This window comes from Nocardia sp. NPDC006630 (assembly GCF_040611495.1).
Taxonomy (GTDB): Bacteria; Actinomycetota; Actinomycetes; order Mycobacteriales; family Mycobacteriaceae; genus Nocardia.
In genome coordinates this window covers 1-24720 of record NZ_JBEXOK010000002.1, presented here as the reverse complement: position 1 = coordinate 24720, position 24720 = coordinate 1, and the positions used below count along the sequence as shown (strand labels likewise).

Sequence of the window (24720 nt, the reverse complement as noted above, 5' to 3'; positions counted from 1 at the left end):
CGGGCAGACTACCTCGAGTCGAACAAAGTTTCGATCCAAGCGCCCGGCGGAGCGCGTCAGGGGTGAGCGGCCCAGTGTTCGCGGAGTGCCGCGGTGAGTTCGGCGGCGTGCTCATCGGGGAAGAACAGGCGGGCGCCGTCGATTTCGACGACGTCGGTGGCGCCGGGAATGAGGTCGCGCAGCCAATATGCCCATTTGCGACCGAAGTTCGGATCGCCGGTGCCCCAGATGATGAGGGTGGGCACCTGCAGGCGGGCCAGGTCGGGCTCGATCGCGAGCAGGTCGCGGGCGTGCAGTGAGGTCAGGAAGCGCTGGAACTGGCGGGCTGATTCGGCGGTGCCGAACAGCGGATCCAGCCAGGCTCGCGCGAGGGTGTCGGGCAGCTTGGCGACGTCCTGATATCCGCTGCCGTAGAAGCGTTTACGGGCCTTCGGGTTGTCGCCGCCGAGCAATCGCGGCGCGATCCGGGCGAATATGCCCGCCCGCGCGAGCAGCACCGAGGGCAGCAGCGTTTTCGGTGGAAGATTGTTGTGCGCTTCGCAATTGGTCAGGCTGAGGGTGCGCAGCCGCTCGGGGTGGCCGGCGGCGAACGCCTGGGCGACCGCGCCGCCGGTGTCGTTCGCGACCAGATCGATGCCGGTCAGCTCGAGTGCGTCGCAGCAGTCGGCAAGGAAAGTGGCGAGCCCGGGCAGGGAGAAATCCTGATCGGAGGCCGCGGGCGTTTGCCCGTGCAGCGGTAGATCGATTGCCACGCAGCGTGTTTCGCCGCCGAGCTGGGCGATCACATGCCGCCAGAGGTAGCTGCTGGTGCCCAGACCGTGCACGAACAGTGCCGGGCGGCCTGAACCTCCGGTGTCGACACAGCTCACGGGACCGGATCGGGTCTGTAACCGGCTGCGGTGCTGGTCGAGTTTTTCCAGCGTGCTGGGCATGGTTGTCTCACCCCTCGTCGGTGGCGGTGGGTACAGTGATCGAATAGACCGACCGACGGTCTAACTCTACAAAACCGGGCATCGACCGGTCAACCAGTGCTACGGAGACCGATGAACAAGAACGTGCAGCGGGGCCGGACCACCCGGGCGCATGTGCTCGAGGTGGCGACGCGGCTGTTCGCTGAACACGGCTACGACGGCACCACCATCGAGATGGTGCTTGCCGATTCCGGAGTCAGCAGAGGTTCGCTCTACCACCACTTTCCGGGCAAGGATGCCTTGTTCCTGGCGGTTCTGGAGGCGGTCGTCGCCGGGGCCGGAGAGCAGGTGGACGGCGTGGAGCGCGATGCCGGCGACGACCCGATCGCCGCACTGCGGGCGGGCTGCCTGGCGGCCATCCGGCTCGCCGGTGATCCGGTCGTGCAGCAGATCGTGCTGATCGATGCGCCGGCGGTGCTGGGGTGGCAGCGGTGGCGGGAGCTCGATGAGCAGAACAGCCTGGGGGAGATCAGAATTGCCCTCAACTACGCCGCCGAGGCGGGTGCCATCGACCCCCGGCACGTGGACACGTTCGCGCACATCGTGCTGGCCGCCACCAATGAGGTGGCCCTGATGGTCGCCCGGTCCGCGGATCCCGGCGCCGCACTCAGCGCGGGGGAGAGCGCGGTCGGCGAGTTCCTGGACCGGCTGCTGGGCGTCCGCGACTAGGGCTATCCGATTTCCGGCAGTGGTTTGGGCTCGCCCGGGTCCGGGATGGGGTGGGGTGGGTTCAACGGGTCCGGGGCGGGCGGGGTCGGTGGGATGGGCGCTGGATCCGGCTGGGGCACAACAGGGTCCGGGGTCGAGGGGACCGGGTCCGGCGGCGGGATCGGCGGAACCGAACCGGCGATCCCGGCCGGCTGCGGCGGTGCCGAATGCTGCGGGCTTCGGGGGAGCTCTGTATCGGTCATGAGAGTCGAGTACCCGCGGATCCCGGGCTGAACCGGTCTAGATCATCTTTCCCTCGGAATCATCTTTCCCTCGGGCGCCGGCCGCCCGCGCTCACAGCTGGGTGAACTGTGAGCTGGGGTACGGCTGCACGAACTGCTGGAGCGGGCGGGTTGCGGGTCCTTCGATCTGGGCGCCGTCCGGGGCGAATCGGGAACCGTGCAGCGGGCAGTCCCAGGAGCGCTCGGCATCGTTCCAGGCCAGGATGCCGCCCAGATGGGGGCAGATCGCCGATACCTCGGTGGTCTGCCCGTCCACCGTGCAGACCGCGGTGGGAACGAGGCCGTGGCGTTCGACTCGGCCGCAGCCTTCCGCGGGCAACGCACTCGGAGGGGAACCGGCCGCGCGACGCCAGCCGGACAGCAACCTGTGTGCGACAGACACATTGGAGGTGACAGCGGCGGGAAGTGACCGCAGCTCCGAGGGGCGCCAGCTGGCGAAGGTCCGGGCCCAGGCGGGTGGTTTGCCGGTGACGCGGCCCGCGATGGCCAGTGCCGCGGCCACCCCGTTGGTCAGTCCCCATTTGGCGTAGCCGGTGGCGACCAGAATATTGTCGCGACCCGGCAGCAGCGGTCCCACATAGGGCAGTTCGTCCACGGGCAGATAGTCCTGGGCGGACCAGGAGTGCAGCGGTTCGGCTGTGGGACACCAGGTTCGGGTCCATTCGATCAGTTCCTCGGCGCGCAGCCGCGGCGCCGGTTCCCGGCCCACCGTATGGTCGTTGCCGCCGACGAGCAGCACGTCCCCGTCCGGTGACGGCGTGTACCGCAGCGACCGGGTGGGGGAACCCGCACTGAGGAACATCTCGTGCGGAACCGGTTCGGTCACCGCGAAGGCGGTCAGATAGGAACGCTGCGCCGTGAGCCTGGTGAAGAACCCGCCGCGATCGAGTATCGGTGTGCCCGTGGCGATGACGACCGTGCGAGCGATCAGATCGCCGTGCTCGGTCTCGATGATCAGGTCGTTGTTCTTGCCCGAGCGTACATTTCGGGCGAGCGTGGATTCGAAGATGGAGGCGGCATGCCCCTCGATATCGACCGCGAGGGCCGCCAGCAGCGCCATCGGATCCAGCTGCGCCTGATCCTCGAGCCGCACCGCGCCGTAGGACGGAAACGGGGTGGCTATCTCGCCGAGCAGGTCGACCGACATTCCCACGGCCTGCGCCGCCTCGAATTCCCTGCGCACAGCGGATATTTCGGCCTTGCTCTGCGCATAGGTGAGGGCTGCTTCGTGCTGGACCGGCACCGTCCGCTCCTCGCAGTACCGCATCAGCCATTGCTGCCCAGCACGATTGGCGTCGATATAGGCGCGCAGTGTCTCGTCACCGTGCCGCCGGCGGATCCGCTGGGCGCGAGTTCCCTGCAGCAGACTGACTTTTCCGGTCGATGCGCCGGTGGTGCCCGCCCCGACCCGCCGGCCCTCCAGGACCGCGACCTGCACACCGCTCTCGGCCAGCAGCAGCGCCGTCGCCAATCCGGTGATACCGCCGCCGATTACGACGGTATCGAACCGGGAGCCGGGGGTGAGCCGCAGCCGGGCCGGGACTTGGGCGTCGTCCAGCCATAGCGAAGTCATGGTTCGGGTATAGCCCGTCACGGTGTTGTGAAACAGTGCGGCACCGCGAAACAGTCGCGGGGCCGGGCAGCGTCGCTGCCCGGCCCCGATGCGAACCGTGGTGGTGGAAATTCAGGCTCAGTAGTAGTGGCTCCGACCACCCACCGCGCGTCCCGTCGAACCCAGCACCATGAGCACGGCGCCTGCGACGAGCAGTACAACTCCGATGGTCGTCAAAAGCGGTATGCCGAGCAGAATGCCGGCAAGGAGCAGGACCAAACCGAGAATGATCATGACACTTCCTTGAGATGGACGGCGCGCCGGGCGACCCGGCGCTTGTGTTGCTATAGCCACGGCGATCGGCTCTAAACGGGGTGAAGCGATGAAAGTTGTTGCGGTATCACGGTTTCATAACGACCCGCATGGGTAGTCAAGGGTTGTGCCACTCGGACCCGACCGATGGGAGCAGCAGATGCAGTGCGATGAGATAGTGCTACCGGTATCCGGCCTGCGAGTGGAGTGGCGGCCCACCGATCAGCACTTCCGCATTCGCCCCGCGGGGGCCGCGGACTCCGGCGCGGCGGCGCCACCGTGGCGAACATGGCAGGGCCACAACGATATGGCGGTAGGCGCATCAGGGCCGATTCCACAGGAACCGCAGGCGATGTGGTGGGCGGTATGGGGCGAGTACAGCGGTAACGATGTGCAGGTCACCCTGGACGATCAGAGTCGTCCGGGCGTAGTGGTCTTCAATCGGCTGTGGATCTGCGAATGGCGCGGACCCGAGCGCGAGGCCACCGTGGTGACCGCGGGGCGGCAGGCCGAAATCCAGTTCGCCTCACCCGTTTACGCGGCGCCGCATGCGGGGCGGACCCGCCACAGCGGCGGCGCGAGCCATATCGAGACACCCGCCGGGTTCCACGAGATCCCCCGGCGGCGGTGAGCGGGCTGACGTTTGCGACGCGACTGTCGGGGTAGGCCCGCAGATATCGCGTTCGAACAGCAGAAGGAGCTCGTGGATGACCGATCAGCTCAGTGATATGCGTGTTCTTTTCATCACCTCGAATACCGGTGTGGAGCGAGACGAGTTATTGACACCGCTTGCCTGGCTGCGGGATTCCGGTGCGACGGTGACACATGCGGCGGCGAAACTCGAGGATGTGCAGACCTTCGTGCACGATGTCGACAAGGATGTCATCGTGCAGCCGGACAAGGCGCTCGATGATATCGAGGTCGACGATTACGACCTCCTCGTGATTCCCGGCGGAACGGTGAATGCGGACAAACTCCGAATGTCGGATCGGGCTGTGGAATTGGCACAGCAGTTCGCCGGCGCGGGTAAGACCATTGCGGCCATCTGCCATGGCCCCTGGCTGCTCGTGGAAGCCAATCTGCTTCCGGGCAAGACGCTGACCTCGTATCCGTCGCTGCGCACCGACATTGTCAATGCCGAGGGCGCTTGGGTCGATCGACCCGTTGTGCTCTCACCCGAAGACGGCTGGATCCTCATCACTTCGCGTAACCCGGGAGATCTGCCGGACTTCACCGACGCCATCAACCGGACCATCAATCCGAACGTCGATTGATGACGGTCCATGGTCCGTATTCGCCTGTGGCACAGCACAACAGTGGTCCCGCCCGTCGAACGGGCGGGACCATCGCGCGTCCTGTCTCAGGCCGCCGTGGCCAGCTGCGCCTGCCACATCCACCGCAGCTGCTCCAACCGTGCGGCAATGCCCACGAGTAGATCCCGCGTTCCGGGATCGTTCGTCCTCGTCGCCTGAGTCCGTCCGCGCAGTCGCGCGATCACGATGGCGAGATTGTCGACGATCGCCTCCACGACGGCATTGCCGAGTTGCCAGCCGTCGGGCAGTGCCAGCGCCCCCGAATCCTCCACGACCGTCACCACCTGCCCGTCATTGCTGAATCCCAGCGCGGCGGCGCGTCCGGTCGTGGCGTCGGTGAATCGGCGCACCACGGAGACCAATTCGTCGAGCGCGGCCTGAATGGGGCCTAGGTCGCGGTCGATGACGTTCCAGCGTGCCTGCTTTGCGATGAGTGACAGGTCGATCAGGTCGATCACGGTGGCGCGTAACGCATCTTCGGAAATCTGCTGCTGCTTCGCATCGAAGGTACTCGTTCTGGGTTCCGGCACTGCCGAATCCTTTCGTAGTGGGACGTGCAATCGAGTACCCGTGAACCGCCGGCTCAATCAGACCAAGATCGGAATACCGCCGGGCGCTGCGCCGGAATACCGGTGCGACCAGGCGGTTGGACACCTCATAATTTGCTGATGACAGATGGGGACGACCGCTCGGACGGCGTCGATATGGCGGCGGTCGAGGCGGTGATCGCGGCTGGTGATGCGCAGGGGATCGGCTGGTTCCGATTCCGGTTCGCGGATCAGAGCTGGGAATGGTCCGACGAAGTGGCGCGCCTGCACGGCTATGCGCCGGGCGAGGTCACGCCCACGACGAAACTGCTGCTGTCGCACAAACATCCGGACGATCGCGAGCGGGTGGAGCAGGTGCTCGTCACCTCACTGCACGATCACGCGCCCTTCTCGAGTCAGCACCGCATCATCGATACCGCGGGGCGGGAACATGAGGTTCTGGTGGTGTCCGATGCCGTCGCCGACGAGTCCGGCGAGGTGGTCGCCACGGCGGGCTATTACGTCGATCTGACCGAAAAACTGGCTGATCAGCGCAATGAGGTTCTCGATGAGATGCTTCCCGAGCTGCTCGAGCACCGGGCGGTGATCGAGCAGGCCAAGGGCGCGCTCATGGTGGTCTACGGCCTGACCGCCGACCAGGCGTTCCGGGTGCTGAAATGGCGTTCCCAGGAGACCAATACCAAGCTGCGGGCCCTGGCGGCTCAGCTCATGGGGGAGTTGCCGATGCTGCCTCCGGTCGGTGCGCGTACACGCACCGCGGCCGACCACATTATTTTGACGGTTCACCAGCGGATACCCGCGATGTAGCACTGTGCGCCGTCGGGCTCGCAGATACCGATGGTGCAGAAGCGGTTTCGATGCTGTCCGTATTGGCAACCCTCCGGGAAGACACGCAATCCGAGGAGGGTGAGATGCAACAGCTGACAGTGCGGCTGAAGTCCGCAGTTGCCACCGCGAAGCGACCGCTCGATTTCGAGAGCGCCACTCGCCTGCGCCGGCGCGTACGGGCCCTGGCGGTCGAATGTGATACGACCCGCTACCCCGACACCGAACGAGTGCAGCTGAACAAGCTTCGTAACCAGGCGGTTCGGACCGTCGAACTGGCAGTTCAGCGCGCCGATGAATCCTCCAGGCTGGCCGGCATTCCCCGATAGTAACGTTTCGATAACGACCCGATGGGTAACTCATGGTTATGGCAACGACACGAGGAAGTTCCACCCGTATCGTCGGAATCGACTGGGGAACCGCCCTTTTGGCGCTCGCGGCCTGTCTGTTCTTCATCGGCGGCATTGCCGTTCTGACGCAGTCCTGGACCACCTCCGCAGTGGCGGGCGGCAGTCTGCTGATCGGGCTGACAGCAATTCTCAATGTCCTGCGCGAGCGCTGAGTGTCCTTCGCGAGCACTGAGTTCGTGGATATCCTTCGACGCGGTGGTGTCGCTGCCCGCCGCTGAGCGAACTTCTGTGCAGACTGTTTGACGGTGGTGCGTCCGGGTAGACGAAACCTACGGTTCGGACTCGGGAGTCGTCATGGCGGAAGTGTCCGGCGCGGCCGGAAACAGTGTGGTTCGGACATTGATTCCGGCGCGGATCGATCGGCTGCCGTGGTCGAGGTTCCACACGCGGATGGTGCTCGCGCTCGGGGTGGCGTGGATTCTCGACGGACTCGAGATCACGGTCGCCAGTTCGGTCGCCGATACGCTGACCAAACCCGAGACGCTGCATATGTCCTCGACCGCGGTCGGCCTGGTGGCGACCGTGTATCTGGCAGGCGAGGTGGTCGGCGCGCTGCTGTTCGGCAACCTCTCCGATCGGCTCGGGCGCCGCAAACTGTTCCTGGTCACCCTGGCCATCTATCTCATCGGCAGTGGACTCACCGCGCTCACGCTGGGCAGCGGCGCCGGCTGGGTGCTGTTCCTGTATCTCACGCGCTTCATCGCCGGTATGGGCATCGGCGGTGAATACGCGGCGGTCAATTCCGCTATCGACGAACTGATTCCGGCGCGCTACCGCGGGCGCGTGGACATCGCTGTGAACGGAACCTATTGGGCCGGTGCGGTTATCGGCACGATCGGCACCTACATCCTGCTCAATCATATGAGCCTGTCGGTGGGCTGGCGGCTCGGCTTCCTGATTGGGCCGGTGCTGGGCGTGGTGATCCTGTTCGTGCGCCGTCATCTTCCGGAGAGCCCGCGCTGGCAGATCATGCACGGACATGCGGAGGACGCCGAGCAATCGATCGCCGAGATCGAGCGTGATGTAGCGGCGGCCGGGGTCACCGTGCCGCCGGTCGACGAATCCCGGGCCATGGAGATAAAGCCCGCCGAGCAGATCGGCTATGTGGCGCTGACGCGCGTGCTGTTCCGCGAGTATCCGTCGCGGGCGATTCTCGGCGCGAGCCTCATGATCAGCCAATCCTTCCTGTACAACGCGATCTTCTTCACGTACACGCTGGTGCTCGGGAAGTTCTACGATGTGCCCTCCTCGTCCACGCCCATCTATCTGATCGCCTTCGCGGTCGGAAATCTGATCGGGCCGCTCGCGATCGGGCACCTCTTCGACACCCTCGGCCGGCGCACGATGATCTCCGGCACCTACATAATTTCCGGTGTGCTGCTGGCGATATCGGCGGGGCTGTTCTATGCGGGTCTCCTCAATGCGATCACCCAGACCCTGTGCTGGTGTGTCATCTTCTTCTTCGCCTCGGCGGGCGCCAGCTCCGCCTATCTCACGGTGAGCGAGATCTTCCCGCTGGAGGTGCGGGCCAAGGCGATCGCCGTATTCTTCGCTATCGCACAGTGTTTCGGTGCGCTCGGGCCCGTCATCTACGGTGCGCTGATCGGTGACGGTTCGGCCCCGGTCCGGCTGTTCATCGGATACCTGTTCGCCGCGTTGATCATGATCGCCGGCGGTGTGATCGCCCGCGTACTCGCGGTCGATGCCGAGGGGAAGTCGCTCGAGGATGTCGCACTGCCCCTGGCGGCAACGCGGCGGGGTGCGGCCATCGAAGGATGACCGCACCCCGCCGGTGCAGTGGCCGAGCGTTTAACGCACGGCGCGTCGTCCGGTGACGAGATTGACCAGGAACAGCAAGATCACCGCGCCGCCGAGGCAGGTGAAGAAGCTGAACCACAGACCGCCGCCTTCGACGTCGACTCCGAAGAGCTTCAGCAGGAAACCGCCGATCAGGCCGCCGATCACGCCGACGACGATATTGAGCAGAATGCCCTGCTGAGCGTCGGTCTTCATGAACTTGCTGGCGATCCATCCGGCCAGCCCGCCGATAATGATCCATCCGAGAATGCCGAGACCGAGCATGTCCTTCTCCTTCTGTAGACGTCGCCGAAACAACCGGCGTCCTGTGCAGCACATACCCGGCCCCGGCAAAAGGATGCGGCCCTCGGCCGAGAATTTTTGCGCCCGCGAATCGTCCGGCTGTGACCGATTTGTCCCGTGCAGGCGGGGTATGCCGGGGGGTATCAGCTGGATATTCGTAGGAGGCACGGGCGCAGGAACTGCCGGCACCGTCAATGGCGATGGGAATCTCGATGGCGAGGGGCATGTCCGGCAGATCTGTTCACGGCGGTGCGATTCAACTGGTTTCTGCCGGGTATTCGTTGAATGTCCAAGTGACACAACAATATTCGGAGGTACATACCGTGTCCGAACACAACAGTGGTCCCCGCGAAGGTCTCGAAGGCGTTGTCGAAGGCGTCAAGGGTAAGGCCAAGGAGGCTGCCGGTGCGGTCCTCGGGAACGATGACCTGCGCGAAGAGGGGCGCGCCCAGCAGGACAAGGCCGACTCGCAGCGCGAGGCCGCGCAGAAGGAAGCCGCTGCCGAGAAGGAACGGGCGGTAGCCGCGCTCGACGAACAGCGCCAGCGTGCGCATCAGCGGGGGCAGTGACGCTCTGAGCAAGTCGCCCCGGTCATCTCCTGTCCGATCACGGACGGGGGGTGGCCGGGGTATTTGCTGTGGTCCGGCGACTGGTTCGGTAGCGGCCCGGGGTGGTGCCGATGACATTGGTGAACGCCGCGATGAAGCTGCTGGGGTTGGCCCAGCCGCAGGCGTAGGCGGTTCGGGTGGTGTCATGACCGCCGGCGAGCAGGACGAGCGCGTGATAGACGCGTAACTGCGTGCGCCACTCGTAGAAGGTCATGCCGAGCTCGGTGCGGAACAGCCGGCTGAGGGTGCGGGTGCTGGCTCCGATCGTCTTGCCGAATTCGGCCAATGTGGCGTTGTCCGAGGGGTTTTCGTGCAGCATCCGGGCGATGGCCTGTAGTCGGTCGTCCTGTGGCTCCGGCAGGTGCAGGGGCTGTTCGTGTGCTTCGCGGAGTTCGTCGACGAGGACTCGGAGCAGCCGAGCGTGCGCGGCCCGGCTGTAACCGGGCGCGGCGGGGTCGTAATTGCGGGGGCCGGTCAGGGCGAGCAGCACCTCACGGGCGAGGTCCGAGGTCAGGAACACGGCGGGATGGTCCGGGATGAGCCGGGCGAGGGAGGGCGCGAGAAAGACGATCCGCATATCGGTATCGCCGTGGGCGCGGTGGTAGTGCGTGAATCCGGCAGGGGTCCAGGCGACCCGGTTGGCGGGAACAACCGATGTACCGCGCTCGGTGTGCACCGCCAGGACACCGCTGGCCGCGTACACCAGGTGTCCCCGTGAATGCGACTGCAGCTCACTGGTTTCCTCGGACGGGTACAGGTGGCGGCCACCGGAGGGCCAGATATGTGAGGTCACACCGGCGCTGGAGCGAGGTTGGCGGGGAACGGGCATCAATTGGCATTCTATCGGTAGTACGCCACCCCTCTGATCTGGTGATATTGCCTGTGTGCGGCGGTGCGCCCCGCCACCGCAGCTCTAGAGAGGGAGAAACTCATGACGACGTTCGTTCTTGTGCCCGGTGCGTGGAAGGGTTCCTGGGCGTATGAGGCGGTAATTCCGTTGCTGGAGCGTGCCGGTCACACTGTGCATGCCCTGACCCTGACCGGTCTGCGGCCGGACGACGATGACGCGACGATCGCAACCGCCAATCTCGACACGCACGCCGACGATGTGGTGCGGCTCCTCGACCGCCACCACATCACCGATGCGACGCTGGTCGGCCACAGCTATGCGGGGATGGTGGTGGCCGCGGCCGCCGATCGCGCGGACGGCCGGATCTCACGACTGGTGCATCTGGACGCCTACGTACCGAGCGACGGCGACTCGTGCTGGTCCTCGACCAACGACCACTTCCGCGATGTCTTCGCCACCGGTGCTGTGGACACCGGCTACACCGTCCGGCCGCCGGCCGGTGGCGATCCCCGACGCCGTCCCCATCCGCTCGCCGCGTTCCTGCAAAAGATCAGGCTCACAGGCGGTTTCGCCGAGGTTCCCCGTCGGGAATTCGTCTACTGCTCGGGGTGGGAAGACCGGACCCCGTTCGCCGAACTGCGGACCCGGCTGCAAGCTGATCCCGAATGGCAGGTCCACGACCTGCCCACCGCGCACGACGCAATGCACGAGGCCCCGGAGGCGGTCGCGGCCATACTGCTCGCCGATTGACCTGTGGCCGACCTGCCGGGGCCTGAAGATCACTCGCGGCTGTCGAGCGTTTCCTTGACCTTCGCGATCGCGAAACCCCAGGCCTGATCCACCGTGGGCTTCGGGGGTATGGAGATTTCGTCGGGATTGGTCAGCACATCGAGCAGAATCGGCCGCCGCAGCGAAAGTGCTTCGGCGAGAACGCCGTTCAGCGCTTCGGGATCGGTCACCCGGCGCGATTCGAGCCCCATCGCCGCCGCTACGGCCGCCAGATCCGGATTGTCCAGCACCGTACCGAATTCCGGCAGCCCGCCCTGTTCCTGCTCGAGCTTCACCATCCCGAGCCGGCCATTGTCGAACACCACGAACGTGACCGGCAGGTCATAGCTGACCGCGGTGCGCAGATCGCCCAGCAGCATCATCAGACCGCCGTCACCGCAGCAGGCGATCACCTGCCGATTGCGGTCCAGGGCCTGTGCGCCGAGCGCCTGCGGCAGGGCATTGGCCATGGACCCGAAGTTATAGGAACCCAGCAGTCGCCGGTCCCCGCGCAGCGTGAGGAATCTGGAGATCCAGACGGTGGACATGCCCGTATCCGTGGTGAAGATGGCATCGTCGGCGGCGTGCGTGTCCAGCGCCGCGGCCACGGCCTCCGGCCGGATCAACTCGTCCGGGTTGTCGAGGTGACGGCGCAGGCGGCCCAGCAGTTTTCGATCATGACCGGCGTCCGCCAAGCGGTGCTGGCGTTCCACCCAAGTCTGATAGTGATGCTGCGCGGTCTTGAGATGTCCGTCGGAGGGGGTGTTCTCGAGCAGGGGCAGCAGTACGCCCAGCGCTGGTTGGCAGTGCCCGACCAGCGACACATCGACGGCAGTGCGGCGGCCGATGTGCTCGAGGCGCCTATCGAGCTGAATGACCGTCTTCCCGGTCGGGTACCAGTCGGTATAGGGAAAGTCGGTGCCCACCATGAACAGCACATCGCACTCGGCCAGCGCGGCATGGGCAGCCGGGTTGCCGATCAGCCCGGTCTGGCCGACGGCGAACGGATTATCTTGTTCGAGAGCCTCTTTGGCCTTGAGCGTGAGCACCATCGGCGCACTCAGGCGTTCGGCGATCTGCAGGATCTCCGCCCGCGCCTCCCGGGCGCCCACCCCGACCAGCAGTGTCACCTTCTCGGCGCCGTTCAATACGTCGGCGGCCTCGGCGAGCTCGGCGCCACCGGGCACGACGGTACGACTACGCGAGACGAATCGGGGTGTGGGCGAACCACTCTCGACCTTCGCGCCCGCGATATCGCCGGGAACGGTCAGGACCGCCACGCCCGGACGCGACATCGCGGCATTCACGGCCTGTTCGAACATGCGCGGCAGCTGGGCCACGCTGGTCACCGTGGCGGTGAACTCGGCGACGTCGCGGAAGACCGCGTCATTGTCGACTTCCTGGAAGTACTCGCTGCCGATATCGGCGGTCGGCACCTGACCGCAGATCGCCAGCACCGGAGCATGCGACTTCTTGGCGTCGTAGAGACCGCCGAGCAGATGGATCGAACCGGGGCCGACGGTGCCCATGCAGACACCGAGGGTCCCGCTCAATTGCGCTTGTGCCCCAGCGGCATACGCGGCCACCTCTTCGTGCCGGACGCCGATCCACTCGATCCGATCCTCCCGGCGGATGGCGTCGGTAATGGGATTGAGGGCATCGCCCACGACTCCCCAGATCTGGGTCACGCCTTCGTCGGCGAGGGCGGTGACGATCATTTCGGCAACCGTGGTCATCTGCTCACTCCTGAATGCTCATGCGATCCGGGCGATTTCGACTGGGCCGAGGGCTTGTTCGCGCAACGTGGACAGGGTCTTGGTCAATATGCGGGAAACCTGCATCTGCGAGACGCCCAGTCGCTCGGCGATCTGCGCCTGGGTGCGATTGTCGAAGAAGCGCCAGATCAGAATCTGGCGTTCGCGTGCGGGCAGCGCCGCCAGCAGCGGGCGCACCGCCATCGCATCCTCGAGCAGTCGATAGCTGGGCTCCTCGGCGCCGAGCGTGTCCGCGATCGCGGCCGGGCCCGAATCATCGTCACCGCGGGGCGTATCCAGCGAGCTGGCCTGATAGGCATTGCGGGCGACCATGGCCTGGGTGACCTCACCCAGCTCGACGTCGAGTTCGGCGGCGATCTCGCGGGCGGTGGGCATCCGGCCCAGACGATGCGACAGAGTCTCGGTCACCGGGCCCAGCTGCTGCTGCAGCTCCTTGGCCCGGCGCGGCACCCGCACGGCCCAGGTGTGATCGCGGAAATGCCGGCGCACCTCACCCATGATCGTGGGGATCGCGAACGACAGGAAGGTACTGCCGTACGAGACATCGAAGCGATCCACGGCCTGCACCAACCCCAGCCGGGCGATCTGGTGCAGATCGTCGAACTGTTCGCCGCGTCCGGTGAAGCGCCGGGCGATGTGCTCGGCCAGCGGCAGACACGCCTCGATGATCTGCTCCCGCATGGTCGCATGCTGGGGATCACCGGCTGTCAGCGCGGCCAGTTTCTCGAACCAGGGCTCGATATTGTCGTAGCTGTCGCCGGTGCCACGCGACTGCCGGGGTGCTTCGGTTGGAAGTATCGCCTCGGACATGACGGTTCCTCACTGCAGATCGAATCCGACTCTTCGTGAGCTACCCGGGCATCAGTTATTCAAACAGCTCCATTATGACGCTGTCGTCACAGTGCCCCCGTGCGACTCGGTCACAGTCACCCGACTGTGACGCGCGCGCCGGACGGTTCACACCGACCGGGTAGTCTGCCCGCACCGGGCGATCGGGCAGCAGGCGGGAACGGAGAGTGCCATGGGTACGACGGTAGGACTACGGGTACCCGCGGTGCCGGAGCAGCTGACCCTATTGCGTGCCCTCAGCGAAACCGTCACCATGCTGGCCGATTTCGACCTCGGCGAGGTCAACGACATCCGGCTCGCCCTCGATGAGGTCGCCACGGTGCTGATCCGCGACGCCGCGCCGGGTTCGACGCTCGAATGCGATCTGACCTATGACGAGGACGAGCTGACCGTCCGGGTCTCGACGATCACCTCCTCGGAGGCCGCCCTGGAGGATCACGGTCTGAGCTGGCATATCGTGCGCGCTCTGACCGATTCACTCGATGCCACCCAGGGCGCCTACGCCCGCCCGGCGGCCGGGTATCCGACCGTCGTCCAGTTCCGCCGGCATCGTGACGCGCAACAGCGCAGCCGGGGCTGACGAGCGACGATCACTCGGCGCCGGCCAGCGCTTCCTCGACCGTGCCGTAGATATCGAGCAATTCATCGAGCCCGGTCAATTCGACCGGACGACGCACCGGCGCCGTGGCGACCACCCGCAGTTCGCGCCCGGCGCTCGCCTCCAGCGCCTCCACCAGCACACTCAACCCGGCCGAGCCGAAGAATCCCACCTCGGACAGGTCGATGACGAGCACCGGCGCACCGGTGCTCAACGCTTCGGCCACCGCCGAGGACAGCTTCGGCGCCGAGACCATATCGACCTCGCCGACCGCGGACAGCACCACCGCGGCGTCGGCCGATCGCGTCCGAAGGACCAGCTCTCTCACTTCATTGCTCACTTCTTCGCTACCTCCGGACAGGGCACCCGCACGAGCCGACCGCTCCTGCTTGGCAAGTCACCCTACTGGTGAGACTTCGGTGCTGCTGTCCCAACCCTTTTCGTTGACCGGAACAGTGTGAGGTTAGAGCAGCACGACGGCCGGACGAGCACGTGACTAGACGAGCGGCAGGCGGATGTACAGGGTGGTCCCCTGTGCGCCGGTGTGCATGCGCACCAGGTCGGCGAGCTGGTTGACGATCAGCAGACCGCGGCCGCCGGAAACCCGCGCGGGTGCGGGCAGCCGCCCGGCGAGCGGGTTGGTGATATGCCCCGAGTCGGAAATCTGGCAGCACAGCTGCCCCTGCGACACCCACAGCGCGAGGGTGCCGCTCCCGCCGCCGTGCACCACCGAGTTCGTGGTGGTCTCGGCAACGACCAGTTCCAGATCCACGATTCGTTCCGCGGCCATCCCCGCGTTCCGGGCGTAGTCCACCGCCCGATGCCGAATGTCCGACAGCGCCGCACCGTCGAACGCGAGCAGCATGGCCGCGGCGGGCGGTTCGGCCAGCGGCCGGTTGTACATCGCCACGATCTGATCCGGATCGTATGCGCTACTGGCGCTTTCGCCACTGCTGTCGATCAGCGTCGGGTGCGTGGCACGGGCGTCGGCCAGGACTTCGGGCGGGAGCGCCGCGGTGTTGTACGGGCACAGAATAGTGACCTCGCGCCCGGCGAACGCCGCATTGATGAGCGCTTCGTGCTGAACACAGGCCGGGTACTCCGTCGCTGAGCGATCGGCCCAGATCGGTTCGCCGATGATGCGGACCCGTCCCGCCGGGTGCGCGTCCGCGAACGCCCGCAGCACACCGGGAATGATCCGGCCGGGATTGCGCCCCTCGATGGTCATATCCAGCAACCGCACCGAATCGGCATCCGAACCCAGTTCGGCCCGCAGCAGCGCCAGATTGCCGGTCGGCACGGACACCGCGACGGGTTCGCCGTGGGCCAGCCCTTCCCGAATGAAACCGAGTGTGCCGGAAAGATACTCGTCGCTGTCGCGGTAGAAGAGCGCGGGATGGACGAAGAGATCGGTGGTGTGGGCCGCGCTCATGAGCGAGCCACTTCGATAGCCGCCTCGGCAGGCCAGAACTGCCCCAGCAGGAGCAGCATGGACATCGGCGGGCGGTGCAGGACCAGTCGCCGGTCCGAGGTGGCGCCCTGTGATGCCTCGACCAGGATCAGCGTGCCGTGGGTATCGATGAACCGCAGCTCCGACAGATCCAGGTGGACGTCGTCGGCGGTGGGCAGTGTGCCCAGCGCTGCCTGCCAGTCGCCATGGTTGGTGAAATCGACTTCACCGACACAGCGCAGGCCGGGCGGGCGGCCGGTCGAATACACGCGCAAAAAGCCTGGGCCAGGGGATAATCGAGCGGAATTCCCGGGAACCTGCCCGGGTTGTGTGATCACCGTCTGTCACTCTTTCTGCCGGACTCCGGCATAGGAAGCTGTTGCACATGCTACGCGCGGCCGCAGTGGTGGACCCGTACGCGCTGTACGGATGGGCGAATACCCAGCGCGTGGCGATTTACCCACCGCTGTTTGCGGCGCGAATGCCGGGGTATCCGCGCTGAGCCGGAACTCGGCAGGTCAGCAGACCGGCCGCCGAACCGGAGAAAGTGGGGAGAGTCATTTCCGAGCACATTCGAGGCGACCATCCCGAGGCCGCGGAACCACCACCGGACTCGGAGGTCCGATCCGCCGAGCACGGCCACAGTGATGCTGTCGCACAACCGCATACCGGAGCCGAAGGCGGCGCCATCATCGATGCCGAAGCCCGGGCCGCCGAGGCGAGCAGTTCCGAGTATCCGTTCGGCAGGCCCGGGCGGCGCTTCGACCGGCGTTCGCCCTTCATGGTCGGCTTGGCGGGCGCCGCCGGCGTCGCGGTCACCTACGCGGGGATCCAGATACTGCTGGCCGTGGGGCAGGTCCTGATATTGATCGTGGTCGCCCTCTTCCTGGCGATCGGTATGGAACCGGCGGTGTCCTGGCTGGTGCGGCCGTGGTTTCCGCGCTGGGCCGCCGTCACCACCGTCTTCCTGATCGGCATCGGCCTGTTCGCGGGCTTTCTCGCCGCGGCGATTCCGCCGCTGGTGACGCAGGGCGGGGCGCTCATTCACAATGCGCCCGATTATGTCAGCCACCTCTCGCAGCGCTATCCGTTCATCCATGACCTCAATGACCGCTACCACCTACAGGATCGCCTGCAGCAGACGCTCGGCACGGATCCCTCGCATGTGCTCGGCGGGGTGCTGGACGCCGGGCGGGAGGCGTTCAGCATTCTCAGTTCCACACTGATCGTGGCGGTTCTCACCGCGTATTTCATGGCCAATTTCACCCAGATCCGGTCGTCGATCTACCGGTTGTTCCCGAACGACCGCAGACCCCGCGCGATTCTCATCGGCGATGAGATCTTCACCAAGGTCGGCGGTTACATCCTGGGCAATCTGCTGATCTCCGTCATCACCGCGGTGCTGACCTTCATCTGGCTGCTCATCTTCGACGTTCCGTATCCGCTGCTGCTGGCGGTGCTGGTCGCCCTGCTCGATCTGATTCCCATTGTGGGATCCACCATTGCCGGCGTTGTCGCAGCCCTTGTCGCACTGACGGTTTCGGTGCCCATCACCATCGCCACGATCGTCTTCTTCATCGTGCTGCGGCTGCTCGAGGACTATCTGCTCGTGCCGCGGATCATCGGCCGCACGGTGCAGGTTCCGGCGTTGGTCACCGTCGTCTCGGTACTGCTCGGCGGTGCGCTGCTCGGCATTATCGGTGCGCTGCTGGCCATTCCGGTCGCGGCGGCGGGCCTGTTGATCGTGCGCGAAACGCTGCTGCCCTCACTGGACAAGCGCTGACAGGTGCTGAACTACCCGGGGTGCGCAGCGTTTGCGGTCACTCGGGCGGGGTAGTCGGACCTCGTCTGGAGGTCGTGAAATGTCCGAAGTCTTATCGGCCACCGAGACTCCGCCGGTAATGCCGACGGATCTGGGTGGGCAGTCGTGGCGGTGGGTGCTGATGCGCCTGGGGCGACGGCTCTGGGACGACGAACTCACGGATTGGGCTGCCGCGCTTACCTATTACAGTGTGTTGTCGATCTTTCCGGGTCTGCTCGTCATCACCTCGGTGCTCGGATTGCTCGGCCCCGGGGCTACCGCATCGTTGATCGACACCCTCCGCGATATCGGCCCGGGCAGCGGAACAGCGATGCTGGTGGATGGGATCAAGGAACTCGACGGTGCGCGATCGGCGGCGGGTCCGCTGGCCATCGTGGGTCTGGTCACGGCCTTCTGGACGGCTTCCACCTATATCGGCGCCTTCATCCGTGCGGTCAATTCGATATACGGGACTGCGGAGGGCCGCCCGATATGGAAGACTCTCCCGCTCCGGCTGGGATTGACCACGGCGATGATGGTGCTGGTGTCGTTGTGCGGCATCGGGGTGGTGGCCAGTGGCACCGTGGCCGACCGGATCGGGCACTGGCTCGGGGTCGGATCGGCGGGTGTGACGGTCTGGAATATCGCGAAATGGCCGGTGCTGGCGGTGCTGGTCAGTGTGGTGCTGGCGATGCTCTACTGGCTGGCGCCCAATGCCCGCCAGCTGGGCTGGCGGTGGCTGACGCCCGGCAGCGTGCTCGCGGTGCTGCTCTGGATCGCCGCGTCGGCCGGATTCGCCTGCTACGTCACGAATTTCGGCAACTACAACAAGGTCTACGGGTCGCTCGCCGGTGCGATGGTGTTCTTGATCTGGTTGTGGCTCACCAATGTTGCGGTACTGCTCGGCGCGCAGTTCGATGCGGAACTGGCCCGTGTCCGGCATATGGAACAGGGCGGTTCGCCCGATGAGGAACCGATTCTGCCACCGCGCGACCCACCGGAATGAGGGGCCGGTTTCGCCTTCGTCCGTATGAGGTAATCCGCGTGTTGACAGCTTCAGGCGCAGGTGCCCGCCCGAGAACGCTAAACATGCGAGAACGGAGGACGGCATGAATGATGGCGTCGCACAGGACCATTCGATTCCGACGACGGTGGGGCTGCAGGTGCCGGCGGCGCCGCAGCAGCTGACCCTGCTGCGCGCACTCGCCGAAACGGTGACCCTGCTGGCCGACTTCGATATCGGTGAGGTGAACGATATTCGGCTCGTCCTGGACGAGGTGGCAATGCTCCTGGTCCGTGATGCCGTGCCCGGCACGGCACTGGACTGCGATCTGACCTACGACTCCGACGGCGTCACCGTCCGGGTCTCCGCGGTCGCATCCTCGGCGACAGCCTTGGACGACCACAGCCTGAGCTGGCATATCGTGCGCTCACTGACCGATTCGGTCCGCACCGTCAAGGGTCTGGCCGCGGTCCCGGCCGCCGGTTATCCGACGGTCGTCGAATTCCGCTGGGTACGCAAATCTCGCGGTTGACTGCGTTTCGTTTGGGCGAAGCGTTTGTTTCGGCGCAGGGGCGGTAGTTTCAATCGGGTGACTGGATGGTTGAGCCGCAAGTTCTATCGGGTCGGCACCTTCGACAGGGCCATCAGTGGTGCGGTGGCGCGGATTCCGGCATCACCCGTCGACACCGGGATGCTCCGGCTGACCCGCAGTGCCGATCACGGGCTGCTGTGGGCGGGTGTCGCGGTGGTGCTGGCCGCCCAGCCGGGCGCCACGCGGCGGGCCGCCCTTCGTGGTGTGGTTTCGGTCGGCGGTGCGAGTCTGACCGCCAATCTGGTGCTGAAGACCCTGTTCGCACGCCGGCGTCCGGCAGCGGATCTGCTGCCGCCGTTCCGGCGCCTGATCAATGCTCCGACGTCCTCATCCTTTCCCTCCGGCCACAGCGCCACGGCGGTGGCCTTCGCGACGGCTGTGGCCATGGAGAGTCCGCGCGCCGCGCTGGTCGTCGCCCCACTGGCCGCGACCGTCGCCTACTCGCGCGTGCACACCGGGGTGCACTGGGCATCGGATGTGGTGGCAGGCGCCGCGGTGGGTTCCGCGGTGGCCTGGGCGACTCGCCGGTGGTGGCCGGTGCGCGGCATCGAGGAAGCCGCCGCGCGCGAGGTGCGCGATGCCCCCGCACTGAACGACGGTGCGGGACTGGTGATTCTGGTGAATCCGGGTTCCGGGGATGCCAACTACGACCCCACCGGCGAGGTCGTATCCGCGTTACCCGCCGCCATGGTGCTGCGCGCCGACCCGGGCCGTGATGCGGCCGAGCAATTGGAGACGGCGCTCGAGGTGGGCGCCGAAAACCAGCGCGCGGTGGGCGCGGAAGGGTCGTTCCGCTCCGGCGCCGAGCCGGTGCTGGCGGTGGGCGCCGTGGGTGGGGACGGAACGATCACCGCGGCCGCCGATATCGCGCTGCGGCACGGACTTCCGCTGGTTGTCGTTCCCGGCGGCACCCTGAACCACTTCGCTCGTGATCTCGGAGTGAGCGACCTGGGTGCGGCGGTCGAGGCGGTGAATTCGGGTGCGGCGGTCGAGGTTTCCATCGGCAGCCTCGAGATGCGGTCCGAGAGCGGTTCGCACACCACCTCGTTCATCAATACCGCCAGCATCGGCGGCTATCCGGATCTGGTCCGGCTGCGGGAGAAGTGGCAGGGGCGATGGGGCAAATGGCCGGCCTTCGCGGCCGCGCTCACCGTCATGCTGCGCCGCGCTCAGCCGATCCGGGTGCGACTGGACGATCGCTGGCACGAGGTGTGGTTCCTGTTCGTCGGCAACGGCCCGTATCTCCCGCACGGTGCGGTCCCCGCATTCCGATCCCATATGGACACGGGGCTTTTGGATGTGCGCTGGCTTCGCGCCGATCTCCGCTTCTCCCGCACCCGTGCGGTCGTGGCGCTTTCGCTTGCCGCCATCGCGCACAGCCGGGTCTACGGCGAACGACAGGTTCCCGAGCTGACCGTCCATCTGAGTGATCCGGTGGCTGTGGCGGCCGACGGTGAAGTCCTCGGTGAGGCAACAGAATTGCGCTTCTCGGTGGCGGGCCGGGTGGTGGCGTACCGCGGCTCCCGCGGGTCAGTCCTCTAGCGCGCCTTCGCGTAACTGAGCCAGCGTCTTGGACAGGATGCGGGAGATCTGCATCTGGGAGACGCCGAGTTGATCCGCGATCTGCTTCTGAGTCTGGCATTCGAAGAACCGCATGATGAGCACCTGCCGTTCGCGTTCGGGCAGTTGGTCGAGCTGCGGACGGAGGGTCATCGATTGCTCGATCAGTTCGTAATCGGGCTCGGACGCGCCCAGTGTCTCGCGCAGCGGGAGCGGTGAGCTTTCGCCGTCGTCGCCGGCGACCGCGTCGAGTGAGGACGCCTGATACGCATTGGCCGCGATCAGGGCCTGGGTGATCTCCAGCAGGTCGACGCCGAGCTCGTCCGCGATTTCCCGGGCCTTGGGCAGCCGGCCCAGGCGCTGGGCGAGGATTTCGATGGTGCCGCCGATCCGCAGCTGGATTTCCTTGGTGCGCCGTGGAACTCGCACCGCCCAGGTGTAGTCGCGGAAGTGCCGGCGCACCTCGCCCATAATGGTCGGGATGGCGAAGGACAGGAACGGCGCACCGTAGGAGACGTCGAACCGGTCGATGGCGTGCAGCAGTCCGATACGTGCGGTCTGCTGCAGGTCCTCGAAAGATTCGCCGCGCCCGGAGAATCGGCGGGCGATATGATCGGCGAGCGGTAGGCAGCGCTCGATCACCTTGTTGCGCAATATATCTCGCTGCGGGTCCAGAGTTTCGATCGCGCGCGCCAGCTCTTGCAGAGCCGGCTCGATATTGTCATAACCATTGTCATCCATGAAGGCCGTCCTGGCTGCGGTGAAAGGTCACCTCGATCGGGAAGCCGGGTGCGCCGGTATCGAAGGGCTGGGTGATGGTCCGGATCGAATCGGTCAGCGCGTGCAGCATGTTCCAGCCGAATTCGCGCTCGTCGAAGGGGGTCGCGGTGTGCGAGACCGAGGCCACGCGCACGGTCATGGCGCGTTCGTCATAGGTGAACTCGCACTCGATCTCGGCCCGCGGCACCGCCGACAGCATCAGCGTGGTGGCGACCTCGTCGAGCGCGACCCGGATATCGGTGGCCGCGTCGATGGTGAAATCCGCGATGAGGCAGACGGTTTCGGCTAGCGCCCGCAGCATGGTCAGCTGTGTCAGTCCGGCCGGCACCCGAATTCCGATCGAGGTGGCCGGGGACGTGAATTCCGGCAGCACGGGAGTGCTGTGCTGCGTATCGGAATGGACAAGCCGCAGCGCGGCCTTGGCCGAACGGGCCGACGTCTTCCCATTTCCTGTGTGCTGTGCTGGTGGTAGCTCGGTCACAATGAATCGCCCCTGGATGCTGGTAGGCAGTCGATCTCTTTCGATCTCTTATTCCTCCTGCTGGTGGACGTACCCGATGCGGTCGAGGGGAAACGCCGCCCGGCTCAGCGACAGCACCCGATCGACCTCGTGCCTGCCTCCCACCACCTGGAAGTCGATGCCGGCGTGTGCGGCGTCCTCCTGCGCGCACAGCAGTGCGAATGCGCTCCGGACGCTGAGGAATCGGGTGTCGCGAAGATCCACGACCACGACCGGTGGTCGCCTGCTCAGCGCATCGTCGAGCAATTGCTGGAATTCGGGGAGGACGAGTGCGTCCTGGTCGCGATGACCGGACAGCACAACAACTGACGACATGACAAAACCTCCCGAAGGGCATGTTTCGGCTGTCGTCTCAACCAGCTCGCAGATTACCCCTCTGCGGGCCGTTGCGGGACGAGGTACCCGGGCGGCGGCGATATATGCGTGTTTGAACCCTGTGATTGCGGCTATTGCGGTGACTGCAGCGCCTCGTTCGGAAGCCCTGATCCCCGGTCGTCGCGATACACCAGAGCGGAAGGAAATATCCGTAATGTTGATGAGAAGACTTGCCCGGCCCTTGCTGGCGACCGCATTCATAGTCGAGGGGGTGGATGCCCTCACACATCCGCAGGCCCGCGGTAAGGCCGCCGCCGCCCGCGTCCAGCAGGTACAGCGTGTGCTGCCCGACCAGTACGCGTCGAAGCTGTCGAATCCCGAGCGTCTGGTGCAGGTCAATGCCGCGATTCAGGTCGGCAGCGCGCTGATGCTCGCCACCGGGCGGTTACCCCGGCTCGCCGCGGCTCTGCTCGCGGCCACGGTCATTCCGGCCACCGTCACCGAGCAGGACTTCTGGGTCGAGGACGATCCGGATCGGCGTGCGGCCAAACGCACGGCGTTCCTCAAGGATGTGAGCCTGCTCGGCGGTCTGATGATCGCCGCGGGCGATACCGGTGGGCGTTCCCGGCGCCCGCTGCACAACCTTGCGGAAGGCATCGCGGCGCAGGGCACGGGGTTGGTGGCAGCCGCCCAGCTGCATGGCGCGCAGCTGACGGAATTCGCCAAGGATCACGGCGCGGACGTCGCCGATGTGGTCAAGGAGCGCGGCGCCGAACTGGGTGACGTGGTCAAGGTACGCGGCGCCGAGCTCGGCGAGGTTGTCCGGGACCGCGGCGCGGACCTGGGTGAGGTGCTCAAGGAGCGCGGGGGAGAGCTGAGCGAGGTCGCCAAGAAGCGGGGCGCCGAATTGGCCGAGGTCGTCCGTGACCATGGCTCGCAACTGGTTTCGTCCACACAGGATCGAGGTGCGCAGCTCGCCACCGCGATTCGCGATCGAGCCGCAGAGCATCGGGACTGAGCCGATGAGTGTTCCCGCCGAGGTGCAGGACACCCGAACACAGACCGCGGAGTCCCTGCTGGACCGGCTCAACTGGCAGGGTCTGGCACTGCTGCTGCTGGGCATCATCGCGCTCGGCCCCACCCTCACCGCCTTCGGTAACGGCCTCGGCGGCTGGGAGACCTTCGGAATCGTCACCAGTGCAACAGGTCTCGTCGGCGGAGTGCTCGGCGTTGCGGTGGAGATCCGCCGGGAGCGTATTCGGCGGCGCTAGGCGGGGTGCCCCGGCGGTAGATCCGCGACGGCCCGGTACCGCAGTGGCCGGACCGGCTTCGCCGGGGCCGCAGCACCTTCCGGCGCCAGGATCATGGCGATGTGGTCACCCACATCGTGCCGCTCCACGATGCGGCCGCAGAACCAGCCGGCGGCCGCATCGAGAATGGGCAGATTCGCCGGGCCCGGATGCCATTCGCAATGCGTGAATTTGTCTATCTCGTCGCCGGTCTCCGAGCCGAACAGGGTCGCGAGCGGCAGTTGCCGCTCATCGAGCAGATGAACCGCGAGATGTCCGGCGCGCATGGCGATTCGGTAGGTGTGATTCTGCTTGGAGATGCCGACCAGGAACCGGCGCGGCTCGATGCTGACCTGTGCGGCGAAGCCCACCAGGCATCCTGTTCGCTGCGCACCCACCCGGGTTGTCACCACGACGAGCGAATTATCCAATGCCGTCACGAATGCGTCGAACGCGGCAGACTGCTGGGCGGTCATCGATTCCTCCTCGCTGAAGAGAATATGGCCGCGGAAGAGAATATGGCCATTGCGATTGAGATCGTGTCGCCCGGGTATCACGGCCTTTGTCCATAGCGACAAACCAAGTTGGAGGAGAACTCGTGTCCGAGCACAAGAGCGGTCCCAGCGAAGGCATCGAAGGCGTCGTCGAAGGCGTCAAGGGCAAACTGAAGGAAGCCGCCGGCGCTATTTTCGGAAACGACGATCTGCGGGGTGAGGGCAGGGCCCAGCAGGACAAGGCCGAAGCGCAGCGTGGGGTGGCGCAGAACGAAGCCGCCGCCGAGAAGGATCGTGCCGCGGCTGCTCTCGAGGAGCAGCGTCAGCGCGCGTTCCAGCAGGGGCAGTAACTCCCCGCTGCCACAGCGGAATCAGAGGATCGGCGCGCCGGGCGTAGTGCCCGGCGCCACAATTCCAGCGCCTCGCCGAGCAGCCCGGCCGCATACTCCGCCCGCCCGGCCGCCAACTCCCGCCGCCCCCGCTTGAC

The 24720-nt window shown here is 66.0% G+C and carries 32 protein-coding genes; 17 read left to right on the top strand and 15 right to left on the bottom strand.

Annotated elements, in window-relative coordinates:
* Positions 1-56 precede the first annotated feature (56 nt).
* Positions 57-932 carry an alpha/beta hydrolase gene (locus ABZX86_RS04340; RefSeq protein ID WP_355119941.1) on the bottom strand — a complete coding sequence of 292 codons (876 nt, stop codon included), beginning with the start codon at positions 930-932 and terminating at the stop codon, positions 57-59.
* Between the two features lie 111 nt (positions 933-1043).
* On the opposite strand from ABZX86_RS04340, the gene ABZX86_RS04335 reads away from it, so the two are divergent.
* The gene (locus ABZX86_RS04335; protein WP_355119939.1) at positions 1044-1640 is read left to right on the top strand and encodes a TetR/AcrR family transcriptional regulator; all 597 of its coding nucleotides are present in this window, start codon (positions 1044-1046) and stop codon (positions 1638-1640) included.
* A gap of 333 nt (positions 1641-1973) precedes the next feature.
* On the opposite strand, the gene ABZX86_RS04330 is transcribed toward ABZX86_RS04335, so the two are convergent.
* Together ABZX86_RS04330 and ABZX86_RS04325 are read right to left on the bottom strand one after the other, a co-directional pair.
* Positions 1974-3494 (bottom strand): FAD-dependent oxidoreductase, encoded by a 1521-nt coding sequence (locus ABZX86_RS04330; protein ID WP_355119937.1) that lies wholly within the window; start codon positions 3492-3494, stop codon positions 1974-1976.
* A gap of 117 nt (positions 3495-3611) precedes the next feature.
* Positions 3612-3767, bottom strand: coding sequence for a hypothetical protein (locus tag ABZX86_RS04325; protein ID WP_355119935.1), 156 nt, complete (start codon positions 3765-3767; stop codon positions 3612-3614).
* 145 nt (positions 3768-3912) lie between these two features.
* Here ABZX86_RS04325 and ABZX86_RS04320 point away from each other — a divergent pair, with 145 nt between their 5' ends.
* Both ABZX86_RS04320 and ABZX86_RS04315 read left to right on the top strand, forming a co-directional pair.
* Positions 3913-4416, top strand: coding sequence for a hypothetical protein (locus ABZX86_RS04320; RefSeq protein ID WP_355119934.1), 504 nt, complete (start codon positions 3913-3915; stop codon positions 4414-4416).
* A gap of 76 nt (positions 4417-4492) precedes the next feature.
* Positions 4493-5059, top strand: a complete 567-nt coding sequence (locus ABZX86_RS04315; RefSeq protein ID WP_355119932.1) for a type 1 glutamine amidotransferase domain-containing protein — start codon at positions 4493-4495, stop codon at positions 5057-5059.
* Positions 5060-5145: 86 nt separating this feature from the next.
* On the opposite strand, the gene ABZX86_RS04310 is transcribed toward ABZX86_RS04315, so the two are convergent.
* Positions 5146-5628, bottom strand: a complete 483-nt coding sequence (locus ABZX86_RS04310) for a ferritin-like domain-containing protein (protein ID WP_355119930.1) — start codon at positions 5626-5628, stop codon at positions 5146-5148.
* Positions 5629-5802: 174 nt separating this feature from the next.
* Here ABZX86_RS04310 and ABZX86_RS04305 point away from each other — a divergent pair, with 174 nt between their 5' ends.
* The 4 genes from ABZX86_RS04305 (at position 5803) to ABZX86_RS04290 (ending at position 8660) form a co-directional block, all read left to right on the top strand.
* A complete protein-coding gene (locus tag ABZX86_RS04305; protein ID WP_355121246.1) occupies positions 5803-6453 on the top strand; it encodes a PAS and ANTAR domain-containing protein in 651 nt (216 codons plus the stop codon).
* Positions 6454-6557: 104 nt separating this feature from the next.
* Positions 6558-6800, top strand: coding sequence for a hypothetical protein (locus tag ABZX86_RS04300; protein WP_355119928.1), 243 nt, complete (start codon positions 6558-6560; stop codon positions 6798-6800).
* A 38-nt stretch (positions 6801-6838) separates the two neighbouring features.
* Positions 6839-7033, top strand: a complete 195-nt coding sequence (locus ABZX86_RS04295; protein WP_355119926.1) for a hypothetical protein — start codon at positions 6839-6841, stop codon at positions 7031-7033.
* Positions 7034-7175: 142 nt separating this feature from the next.
* On the top strand, positions 7176-8660 hold the full coding sequence (locus tag ABZX86_RS04290) for an MFS transporter (protein WP_355119924.1): 1485 nt from the start codon (positions 7176-7178) through the stop codon (positions 8658-8660).
* 30 nt (positions 8661-8690) lie between these two features.
* On the opposite strand, the gene ABZX86_RS04285 is transcribed toward ABZX86_RS04290, so the two are convergent.
* Positions 8691-8963 (bottom strand): GlsB/YeaQ/YmgE family stress response membrane protein, encoded by a 273-nt coding sequence (locus ABZX86_RS04285; protein ID WP_327146517.1) that lies wholly within the window; start codon positions 8961-8963, stop codon positions 8691-8693.
* A gap of 341 nt (positions 8964-9304) precedes the next feature.
* Here ABZX86_RS04285 and ABZX86_RS04280 point away from each other — a divergent pair, with 341 nt between their 5' ends.
* On the top strand, positions 9305-9550 hold the full coding sequence (locus ABZX86_RS04280) for a CsbD family protein (RefSeq protein WP_355119922.1): 246 nt from the start codon (positions 9305-9307) through the stop codon (positions 9548-9550).
* Positions 9551-9587: 37 nt separating this feature from the next.
* On the opposite strand, the gene ABZX86_RS04275 is transcribed toward ABZX86_RS04280, so the two are convergent.
* Positions 9588-10418, bottom strand: a complete 831-nt coding sequence (locus tag ABZX86_RS04275; protein ID WP_355119920.1) for a helix-turn-helix transcriptional regulator — start codon at positions 10416-10418, stop codon at positions 9588-9590.
* A 102-nt stretch (positions 10419-10520) separates the two neighbouring features.
* On the opposite strand from ABZX86_RS04275, the gene ABZX86_RS04270 reads away from it, so the two are divergent.
* Positions 10521-11189, top strand: a complete 669-nt coding sequence (locus tag ABZX86_RS04270) for an alpha/beta hydrolase family protein (RefSeq protein WP_355119918.1) — start codon at positions 10521-10523, stop codon at positions 11187-11189.
* Between the two features lie 29 nt (positions 11190-11218).
* Here ABZX86_RS04270 and ABZX86_RS04265 read toward each other — a convergent pair whose 3' ends face one another.
* Together ABZX86_RS04265 and ABZX86_RS04260 are read right to left on the bottom strand one after the other, a co-directional pair.
* Entirely contained in the window at positions 11219-12943 is a 1725-nt protein-coding gene (locus ABZX86_RS04265; RefSeq protein ID WP_355119916.1) for a thiamine pyrophosphate-dependent enzyme, read from the bottom strand.
* Positions 12944-12961: 18 nt separating this feature from the next.
* A complete protein-coding gene (locus ABZX86_RS04260) occupies positions 12962-13792 on the bottom strand; it encodes an RNA polymerase sigma factor SigF (protein WP_355119914.1) in 831 nt (276 codons plus the stop codon).
* Positions 13793-14003: 211 nt separating this feature from the next.
* On the opposite strand from ABZX86_RS04260, the gene ABZX86_RS04255 reads away from it, so the two are divergent.
* Positions 14004-14411: an anti-sigma factor gene (locus ABZX86_RS04255; RefSeq protein ID WP_355119912.1), complete on the top strand. Its 408-nt coding sequence runs from the start codon at positions 14004-14006 to the stop codon at positions 14409-14411.
* 10 nt (positions 14412-14421) lie between these two features.
* Here the strand turns inward: ABZX86_RS04255 and ABZX86_RS04250 are convergent, their stop codons facing one another.
* From ABZX86_RS04250 to ABZX86_RS04240, 3 genes are all read right to left on the bottom strand, one after another.
* Positions 14422-14769 (bottom strand): STAS domain-containing protein, encoded by a 348-nt coding sequence (locus tag ABZX86_RS04250; protein WP_355119911.1) that lies wholly within the window; start codon positions 14767-14769, stop codon positions 14422-14424.
* A gap of 156 nt (positions 14770-14925) precedes the next feature.
* Positions 14926-15861 (bottom strand): sensor histidine kinase, encoded by a 936-nt coding sequence (locus ABZX86_RS04245; protein WP_355119909.1) that lies wholly within the window; start codon positions 15859-15861, stop codon positions 14926-14928.
* Entirely contained in the window at positions 15858-16148 is a 291-nt protein-coding gene (locus ABZX86_RS04240) for an STAS domain-containing protein (protein WP_355119907.1), read from the bottom strand. The genes ABZX86_RS04245 and ABZX86_RS04240 overlap by 4 nt, the downstream gene beginning before the upstream one ends.
* A 302-nt stretch (positions 16149-16450) precedes the next feature.
* Here ABZX86_RS04240 and ABZX86_RS04235 point away from each other — a divergent pair, with 302 nt between their 5' ends.
* The 4 genes from ABZX86_RS04235 to ABZX86_RS04220 all read left to right on the top strand — a co-directional run bounded on the left by ABZX86_RS04235 (position 16451) and on the right by ABZX86_RS04220 (position 20817).
* Complete coding sequence (locus tag ABZX86_RS04235) at positions 16451-17662, top strand: AI-2E family transporter (protein ID WP_355121244.1); 1212 nt, start codon at positions 16451-16453, stop codon at positions 17660-17662.
* Positions 17663-17741: 79 nt separating this feature from the next.
* Complete coding sequence (locus tag ABZX86_RS04230; protein ID WP_355119905.1) at positions 17742-18686, top strand: YihY/virulence factor BrkB family protein; 945 nt, start codon at positions 17742-17744, stop codon at positions 18684-18686.
* 103 nt (positions 18687-18789) lie between these two features.
* Complete coding sequence (locus ABZX86_RS04225; protein ID WP_355119903.1) at positions 18790-19215, top strand: anti-sigma factor; 426 nt, start codon at positions 18790-18792, stop codon at positions 19213-19215.
* A gap of 57 nt (positions 19216-19272) precedes the next feature.
* A complete protein-coding gene (locus ABZX86_RS04220) occupies positions 19273-20817 on the top strand; it encodes a phosphatase PAP2 family protein (protein WP_355119901.1) in 1545 nt (514 codons plus the stop codon).
* Here the strand turns inward: ABZX86_RS04220 and ABZX86_RS04215 are convergent.
* The 3 genes from ABZX86_RS04215 to ABZX86_RS04205 are packed head-to-tail and all read right to left on the bottom strand — an operon-like array spanning position 20806 to position 22450.
* Positions 20806-21576: an RNA polymerase sigma factor SigF gene (locus ABZX86_RS04215; RefSeq protein ID WP_355119900.1), complete on the bottom strand. Its 771-nt coding sequence runs from the start codon at positions 21574-21576 to the stop codon at positions 20806-20808. The two genes, ABZX86_RS04220 and ABZX86_RS04215, sit on opposite strands and share 12 nt — an antisense overlap.
* Positions 21569-22096 carry an anti-sigma factor gene (locus ABZX86_RS04210; RefSeq protein WP_355119898.1) on the bottom strand — a complete coding sequence of 176 codons (528 nt, stop codon included), beginning with the start codon at positions 22094-22096 and terminating at the stop codon, positions 21569-21571. The genes ABZX86_RS04215 and ABZX86_RS04210 overlap by 8 nt, the downstream gene beginning before the upstream one ends.
* A 48-nt stretch (positions 22097-22144) precedes the next feature.
* Positions 22145-22450, bottom strand: coding sequence for an STAS domain-containing protein (locus ABZX86_RS04205; RefSeq protein WP_355119896.1), 306 nt, complete (start codon positions 22448-22450; stop codon positions 22145-22147).
* On the opposite strand from ABZX86_RS04205, the gene ABZX86_RS04200 reads away from it, so the two are divergent.
* Positions 22449-23468 carry a DoxX family membrane protein gene (locus ABZX86_RS04200; protein ID WP_355119894.1) on the top strand — a complete coding sequence of 340 codons (1020 nt, stop codon included), beginning with the start codon at positions 22449-22451 and terminating at the stop codon, positions 23466-23468. The two genes, ABZX86_RS04205 and ABZX86_RS04200, sit on opposite strands and share 2 nt — an antisense overlap.
* Before the next feature lie 4 nt (positions 23469-23472).
* A complete protein-coding gene (locus ABZX86_RS04195) occupies positions 23473-23721 on the top strand; it encodes a hypothetical protein (protein WP_355119892.1) in 249 nt (82 codons plus the stop codon).
* On the opposite strand, the gene ABZX86_RS04190 is transcribed toward ABZX86_RS04195, so the two are convergent.
* Positions 23718-24215: a flavin reductase family protein gene (locus ABZX86_RS04190; RefSeq protein ID WP_355119890.1), complete on the bottom strand. Its 498-nt coding sequence runs from the start codon at positions 24213-24215 to the stop codon at positions 23718-23720. The genes ABZX86_RS04195 and ABZX86_RS04190 overlap by 4 nt on opposite strands.
* Positions 24216-24337: 122 nt before the next feature.
* On the opposite strand from ABZX86_RS04190, the gene ABZX86_RS04185 reads away from it, so the two are divergent.
* Positions 24338-24583, top strand: a complete 246-nt coding sequence (locus ABZX86_RS04185; RefSeq protein ID WP_355119888.1) for a CsbD family protein — start codon at positions 24338-24340, stop codon at positions 24581-24583.
* Positions 24584-24720 lie beyond the last annotated feature (137 nt).